General features: G+C 71.7%; 7 protein-coding genes and 1 pseudogene. 4 read left to right on the forward strand and 4 right to left on the reverse strand.

Annotated features, from left to right (window positions below; all coding sequences use genetic code 11):
• Nucleotides 1–126 precede the first annotated feature (126 nt).
• Nucleotides 127–969, reverse strand: coding sequence for a ChaN family lipoprotein (locus ACIY1X_RS23040; protein WP_399685130.1), 843 nt, complete (start codon nt 967–969; stop codon nt 127–129).
• 63 nt (nt 970–1,032) lie between these two features.
• Here ACIY1X_RS23040 and ACIY1X_RS23045 point away from each other — a divergent pair, with 63 nt between their 5' ends.
• Nucleotides 1,033–2,118, forward strand: coding sequence for an AbrB family transcriptional regulator (locus ACIY1X_RS23045; RefSeq protein WP_399685132.1), 1,086 nt, complete (start codon nt 1,033–1,035; stop codon nt 2,116–2,118).
• Between the two features lie 82 nt (nt 2,119–2,200).
• Here ACIY1X_RS23045 and ACIY1X_RS23050 read toward each other — a convergent pair whose 3' ends face one another.
• Together ACIY1X_RS23050 and ACIY1X_RS23055 are read right to left on the reverse strand one after the other, a co-directional pair.
• Nucleotides 2,201–2,479, reverse strand: a complete 279-nt coding sequence (locus ACIY1X_RS23050; protein ID WP_038202725.1) for a DUF3567 domain-containing protein — start codon at nt 2,477–2,479, stop codon at nt 2,201–2,203.
• Between the two features lie 128 nt (nt 2,480–2,607).
• Complete coding sequence (locus ACIY1X_RS23055) at nt 2,608–3,792, reverse strand: DUF3108 domain-containing protein (RefSeq protein ID WP_399685134.1); 1,185 nt, start codon at nt 3,790–3,792, stop codon at nt 2,608–2,610.
• Nucleotides 3,793–3,861: 69 nt separating this feature from the next.
• Here ACIY1X_RS23055 and ACIY1X_RS23060 point away from each other — a divergent pair, with 69 nt between their 5' ends.
• Together ACIY1X_RS23060 and ACIY1X_RS23065 are read left to right on the forward strand one after the other, a co-directional pair.
• Nucleotides 3,862–4,935 carry a fumarylacetoacetate hydrolase family protein gene (locus ACIY1X_RS23060; protein ID WP_399685136.1) on the forward strand — a complete coding sequence of 358 codons (1,074 nt, stop codon included), beginning with the start codon at nt 3,862–3,864 and terminating at the stop codon, nt 4,933–4,935.
• A 211-nt stretch (nt 4,936–5,146) separates the two neighbouring features.
• Complete coding sequence (locus ACIY1X_RS23065) at nt 5,147–5,887, forward strand: hypothetical protein (protein ID WP_399685139.1); 741 nt, start codon at nt 5,147–5,149, stop codon at nt 5,885–5,887.
• A 126-nt stretch (nt 5,888–6,013) separates the two neighbouring features.
• On the opposite strand, the gene ACIY1X_RS23070 is transcribed toward ACIY1X_RS23065, so the two are convergent.
• Complete coding sequence (locus ACIY1X_RS23070) at nt 6,014–6,805, reverse strand: response regulator transcription factor (RefSeq protein WP_399685141.1); 792 nt, start codon at nt 6,803–6,805, stop codon at nt 6,014–6,016.
• A 109-nt stretch (nt 6,806–6,914) separates the two neighbouring features.
• On the opposite strand from ACIY1X_RS23070, the pseudogene ACIY1X_RS23075 reads away from it, so the two are divergent.
• Nucleotides 6,915–7,101: pseudogene (locus ACIY1X_RS23075) on the forward strand (FAD-dependent oxidoreductase); the annotation flags it as partial.

The following is a 7,101-nucleotide window of genomic DNA, read 5'->3' on the forward strand; positions in this document are numbered from 1 at the left end:
CCCCGTTTCTCCCGGACTTCGTTCCGGTCGAATCCCCCCTCAAGGGGGCGCACCCAGCGGCCTGGCAGAGCCAGTTCCGCGGGTGCCCTGGCATGGCCTGCTCCGCGGCCCTCTGACGGCCAGCAGTCAACCCTTGGGCTTCACGCCGGCGCAGTAGTCCCTGGCCGGCAGCGCGGGCGTGCGCCAGGCGGCGTCGAAGCCCGGGGCGTCACCCCCGCCGGCGGCCAGGCGCACGGTGCGCACCACCAGGTCGGTGGGCAGGTGCTGCGGCACGCCCAGGGCACGCTCGGCGTGGCCGGCGCCGGTGACGAGCAGCACCGTGCGGCCCGGCGCGCGCGGCTCCAGCGCCTTGATCAGCGTCTGCGCCATGGCGCGGTCGCGGGCGATCTGGATGCGCGTCATGGGCTCGATCTGCGCGGCGGGCAGCAGCCCGCAGTGGCCGTCGCGCACGGCGGCGCGCTGGGCGGCCAGGGCCTCGGGGCTCAGCTGCGCGTCGAGCGAGACGTCGGCCATCGCGGCCTTCATGCGCTCGCGCGGCAGGTTGGCGCCGAGCACCGGCACGCCGGCGCGCACGGCCGCCATGACGACGGGGCCGTAGTCCTCCCAGGGCCAGGCCTTCGCGTCCCAGCCGAGCGTGGCGCGCGCCTGCGCCTCGGTGGCGGCGGCCGGCAGCCGGGCGGTGCTGCGGCCCGACTCGGCCATCTCCAGCGCCAGTGCGGCGAGCCGGCCGCGCGCGGCCAGCGCCTCGACCGCCTCGCGCTCCAGCGCATGGTGCTCGGGCGCATCGTGCTGCTCGCCGAGCACCAGCACGTCGGCCGGCAGCAGGGCCTCGATGCGCTCGGGCACGGGGGCGTCGGGGTCGGAGGCCCGCTGGCCGGCCGCGCAGCCGGCCAGCAGCAGGGCGATCGCCGCCAGCATCGCGCCGGCGGGCCGGCGCGATGCGCGCAGGGACAGGGTCAGTGCAGCCATCGCGCCATACTATGCCGGCCACGCTGCCGCACGGCTGCCGTCCGCCGCCTCTTCTCGTTGTCGTTGTTCTTCTTCTCCCCGCGCTACCTGCTTCGCACCGCCGCCACCCTGGCGCTGGCCCTGGCCGCCGCAGGGCTGTGCCTGGTGCTGCATGCGCGGCTGCCCTGGATGATCGGGCCGCTGCTGGCGGTGTCGCTGGCGTCCATCGCGGGGCTGCCGACGGCCAGCGCCGTGCCGCTGCGCAACGCGGGGCAGTGGGTGATCGGCGCGGCGCTCGGCCTGTACTTCACGCCGCAGGTGGGCGCGCTGGTGGCGGGGCTGTGGTGGGCCATCGCGCTGGCCATCGCCTGGGCGCTGGCGCTGGGCTGGGGCTTCGGCCTGGCGCTGCATCGGCTGCACGCGCACCGGATGCCGCAGGTGCCCGCGCCGGCGATGCGCGCCACCAGCTACTTCGCCGGCGCCATCGGCGGCGCCTCGGAGATGACGCTGATGGCCGAGCGCGCCGGCGCCCGCACCGACCTGGTCGCCGCCGCCCACAGCGTGCGGCTGGTGGTGGTGACGGTGGGCATCCCCTTCGCCATGCAGTGGAGCGGCCTGCACGGGCTGGACAACCTGCCTCCCGCCTCGCGCGAAGTGCACTGGGGCGGCCTGGCGGTGCTGGCCGCCTGCACGGGCGCCGGGGCGCTGGCGATGCAGGCGCTGCGGCGCACCAATCCCTGGTTCATCGGGCCGCTGCTGGTGGCGATGGGCTTCACGCTGGGCGGGCACACGCTGTCGGCGGTGCCCCTGTGGCTGTCGAACGCGGCGCAGCTCGTCATCGCGGTGAGCCTGGGCGTGCGCTTCTCGCGCGAGTTCCTGCACACGGCGCCGCGCTGGCTGGCCGCGGCGGCCGGCGGCACCGTGGTCATGGTCGTGCTGTGCGGCGGCTTCGCGGTGCTGCTGGCGCGCGCCACCGGGCTGCACTGGGCGACGATGGTGCTGGGCACCTCGCCGGGCGGCATCGCCGAGATGTCGATCACGGCCAAGGTGCTGCAGCTCGGCGTGCCGGTGGTCACCGCCTTCCAGGTGTGCCGGCTGGTGGCGGTGCTGGTGCTGACGGGGCCGCTGTACGCGTGGCTGTATGGCCACAGAGGCTCAATCAACAAGTGAGCATGCACTTTCTTTCATTGCTCACCCAACAAAAAGCCCCGCGCAGGGCGGGGCTCGTCGGACCGGGAGGCGGGCCGGCCGCTCAGTGCATCACCACCGGGGTCTGGGCCAGCTCGGCGTAGCCTTCCAGCGTGTCCTCCACCTCTTCCTGCGTCGGGGTGTTGAGCTGCCAGGCGGCGATCTGCTGCTGGAACAGCTCGGCCCAGGAGCCGTCGAGGTACACCTCCTTGCCGGAGCGCTTGTCGACGATCTCGAAGCCGTCGCGCGCCAGGGCCGGCACGTGCGGCGCCACGGGGGCGTCGTCCGCGTTGGGCTGCACGTGGACGACGGCAAAGGCCTCGGAGTCGTAGAGCATGCGCATGGCGGGGTGCTTCAGGGTGTCGATGAGGGACATGTTCGGCATTTAGCAATCAACGCGCCAGTTTCAAGAGGCGCCGACGTGTTGTAGGCGCAACGGCCGCGCCGTATGTGGCCGTTGTGTGACGGTGTTCACTCCGCAGGCCGCGGCGCGCCCATGCCGCGCAGTTGCATGTCGGCGAAATCGCCGTCGGGCTGCGTCTGGCGGATGCGCACCGGCAACCATCCGATCTCGGGCGCGAGCCAGAGTTCGATCTTCTGGTCCATCTCCTTGCGCGGCAGGCGGGTGAGCTTGCGCGCCTGGTAGTGGCCGGCCGGCATGTCCAGGGTCTCGTCGCCGTCGACGGTGAAGGTCCAGGTCTCGGCATCGCGCGGGCCGGCCGTCTGCATGGCGATGCGGCTGCCCGCCGGGTAGGCGGCCGGGTCGCCGGCCAGCAGGGCGACGATCTGCATCACCACCGAGAGGCGGTCCTGCGCGCCTGGCGCCAGGGGCACGCGCTGGTTGCTGCTGCTGAAGACGATCTCGCCGGCACCCGGCCCCTCGCGCACGAAGTGGGTCGCCACCTCGCTCTTGCGCCGGTCGGAGAAGCGCAGCGGCTCGATGCCGTCCGGCCCGACGCGGCCCACGCTGGTCTGCGCGCGCAGGGTGCGGAACAGCATCTTCAGCGACAGGCGGGCGTTGTACTGGCCGCCGTCCTGCAGCCACACCAGCTCGCCGAACACGCCCGACAGCGGTTGCGGGCCCTGCTGGCCGGTGACGGCGAAGTCCAGGGTGACGGAGCCCGGCACCTGCAGCGCCCGGGTGGCGCCGGGGGTGCCGCCGGCGCCGGTCTCCCCGGACGCCTCGCCCTGGCCTGACGCCGCGGCCGGGGCGCCGCTGCCTTCGCCCTGCCCGGCCTCGGCGGGCGCCGGCTCTGCCGGCGGGGGCGCGGGTTCGGCCGGCGACGGCGGCGCGGTCGCTTCGGTGTCCGTGTCGCCGGCCAGCACGGGCGACGGCGGCTCGGGTGCCGGCGCGGCCTCGGGCGGCGGACGGGGCCGCGGCGCCTTGCGCAACTGGGCGGAGGGCCGCTTCGGGGCCGCCGCCGGGGCCGCCTGCGCGGGCGGCGCGGCGGCGGGCGCAGGGGCCGGCGCCGGCGGCGCGATCACGATCGTGCGGGTGCTGAAGTGCTGCGTCAGCGGCAGCGCCTCGGGCTCGTTGCCCAGCGGCGCCAGGCCGAGCACGCCGACGTGCACCAGCGCCACGGCCAGCGTCAGCAGCGCGAGCGCCCGCCAGGGCCGGCGCGGCGCCTCGTGAAAGGGGGGAAGGGTGGCATCCATGGCGCTCGCTACACTGCCGGCCGCCCAACCAGTTTAGTCATGGCGCCGTCGCTGGCGCCCGGCCCTCCCATGAAACTCGCCACCCTCAAGGACGGCTCGCGCGACGGTCAGTTGGTCGTCGTCTCGCGCGATCTCTCGCACGCCCACTACGCCACCGGCATCGCCCACCGGCTGCAGCAGGTGCTGGACGACTGGGGCTTCCTGGCGCCGCAGCTGGAGGACCTGTCCACGCAGCTCAACCACGGCCGCACGCGCCACGCCTTCCCCTTCGACCCGGCGCAGTGCATGGCGCCGCTGCCGCGCGCCTACCAGTGGGCCGACGGCTCGGCCTACCTCAACCACGTGGAGCTGGTGCGCAAGGCGCGCGGCGCCGAGGTGCCCGCCTCCTTCTACACCGACCCGCTGATGTACCAGGGCGGCAGCGACGACTTCCTCGGTCCCTGCGACGATATCGTGGTACCCAGCGAGGCGATGGGCATCGACTTCGAGGCCGAGATCGCCGTCGTCACCGGCGACGTGAAGATGGGCACCGGCCCCGACGAGGCGCTGGACGCCGTCCGGCTGGTGATGCTGGCCAACGACGTGAGCCTGCGCCACCTGATCCCGGCTGAGCTGGCGAAGGGCTTCGGCTTCTTCCAGAGCAAGCCCGCCACCGCCTTCAGCCCGGTGGCCGTGACGCTGGACGAGCTGGGCCCGGCGTGGGAGCAGGGCCGGGTGCACCTGGCGCTGCAGAGCACCTGGAACGGCCGCAAGGTCGGCCTCACCGACGCCGGCCCCGACATGACCTTCCACTTCGGCCAGCTCATCGCCCACATCGCGAAGACGCGCAACGTGCGCGCCGGCAGCATCGTCGGCAGCGGCACGGTGAGCAACCCCGGCGTGGAGAAGAATGGCCGCATGGAATGGCCGAAGGGCTACGCGTGCATCGCCGAGAAGCGCAGCATGGAAACCATCCTCGACGGCGAGCCGAAGACCGGGTTCATGAAGTTCGGCGACACCATCCGCATCGAGATGAAGGGGCTGGACGGCAAGTCGCTGTTCGGGGCGATCGAACAGGAGGTGGTGCAGATGGGGGGGCAGCGCCGATCCGCCGCCGAGGCGGCATCCCGCAGTCCGTCCGGGGACGAGGCGCCCGAAGACTGAGCAGCATGCTTGTCCGGTTTTGGCTCCGGCGTCGGCATGGACTGCGGCGCAGATGTCGTTGGTGAGAACAGATCCGCCTCGACATGTTCTCGTTTCTTGATTTCAGCGACACGTTACGGCCTGGACACTTGTGTCCGTCTGGCGATCACAAGTCGTCAAGCCGGCTCCACGCAATAGCTGCCAGCCAGTAGCAGCCCACAATTCCGACGACATGGCCTTTGAGCAACAGCCTCTTCAAGCCGTACTGGACTCCATCAGGAGCGTGTGTGCAGAAACTCAGACCGCTGTGATACGTGGCACGCTCTCGCATGGAGATAGTGCACCGACCATCGGACTCGAACCCGCGGAATTGCTCTCCGCCATCCAGGCTGAGAAGCCTGCCGCAGTGTTTTATTCACTCATCGCGTTCGACCCAGACGACTTCATTGATCTGGCGTTGCGCGCGAATGACTGGCGAGAGGGGTATGAGAAACGACCCGGCTCCCGCTTCCCCACCCCAGAAAAGGTGCGTGCATACGTTCAGCCGCAGATCGACTCGTTAGAGCTTCGGTCGATTGCTCATCACGAACTGCACGTGTGCTACTCGCGCGACGGCTGTCTTCGCACCATGACAGTGTCCGAGGACTGGGCTGAGGAGTTCTATGGGGCAGTCGCAGACTTCGTGGAAGCTTATATTCAGGATGCCGAAATCGATAACGACGAGGCGGAAGAACGTGCCAAGGCCACGATGGCTGACATGATCAAGAAGGTTTCGCAGGACGAGGGCTTCAGAGCCATTCGCGGGCTACCCAAACGGCTCTTGTACCTTCAGAAGCACTACGGTAGCCAGATCCCGCCACACCCCCGCGGTAGATTGAGCCGCCCTGCACAGCACGTCGAGCTGGTAGACCTCCATGTGGCGACCGTGTTGATCGAGGCCAGCAACCTGATCTGGGCCGAAGCGAACCTGTAGATTCGTCCGCATTGAAACTTGCAGGGCGGGGCACGCCGCAATCAGCGCTTTCGCTACAAACCCTAGGCCAGACGCCAATGAGCAGCATCTACCGAAGGGATGCAGTGAGCCTATGGCTGGACGGCCTCAGTCGCGATCCACCTGATCGCCCGCGCCCCGCAGCAGCTCCTTCACCGTCCGGATCCCCAGCCGCCGGAACGCCCGGTACTGGTGGGTGCGCACGGTGCTCAGCTCCAGCCCCAGCGCGCGGGCCGCCTCCTTGGCGGTGCGGCCCTCGCGCAGGTGGGCGATGACCTCGCGCTCGCGCAGGCTCAGGGCCAGCAGGCGCGCGGCGAAGCCGGGTTCCACGGTGGCGCCGGTGGCCAGGGCGATGCGGCCGTGCGCGGCGGTGGCGTCGGCCAGCAGGCCGGCATGCGCCTCCAGCAGCGCGAAGTCGCCGGCCTCGAACTCGGGCTGCGCCAGGCTGCGGTAGAAGCTCACGGCCGCGCGCTGGCCGGTGGGCAGCAGCATCAGCACCGAGGCGCGCTCGCGGATGCCCACGTCGCCGTAGCAGGCGGCGCGGTAGTCGGCGTCGGCCAGTTCGTCGCCGCGGTGGTGGCCCAGCCACAGCTGCATGCGCGCCGGGCGCTGGCGCGTGGCCAGCCAGGCCATGTGCGGGTCGAGCCGGTCGAAGCGGCGGGCCACGTAGCGCTCGGCGGTGCGCTCGGCCGTCTGGCCGTAGGTGCTGGCGGCGGAGACGGTTTCCAGCCGGCCGTGCGCGCCGACGGCGAACACGGTGCAGAAGGTGACGGGCAACTGCTGCTGCATCGCCGCCAGGTAGCGCGCCGCCAGCTCGGGCGTGCCGACGCCCGCCAGCACGCCGCTGACCAGGCGCGGCGCCAGCGGCTGGGCGGAAGGACGGATGCGCCAGCGCCTCATGCGGGCTTCCGGGGTTGGATCAGGGTCAACACTTCATAAGAAGTTACGACACCCCGGCCCGCGGCGCATCGGGACAATTCCCCGCATCCGCTCTTGAAGGAGACAGACGATGACGAGCGCAGCCTCCCCGGCCGCGGTCCCCGGCGCCCGCGGCGCCGATGCCGCCGGCGGCCCGGTCCCTCCCGCCACCACGGACGCCTTGCCGCCGCCCGTCGGGGCCTTCCACTACACGCGCTTTGCCCCGCGCCTGCCCGCGCTGCAGGACGGCACGGAGACGCAGCGCCACGCAGTGGCGA

Source organism: Xenophilus sp. (genome assembly GCF_044462705.1).
In the GTDB taxonomy this organism is placed as follows: domain Bacteria; phylum Pseudomonadota; class Gammaproteobacteria; order Burkholderiales; family Burkholderiaceae_C; genus Xenophilus; species Xenophilus azovorans.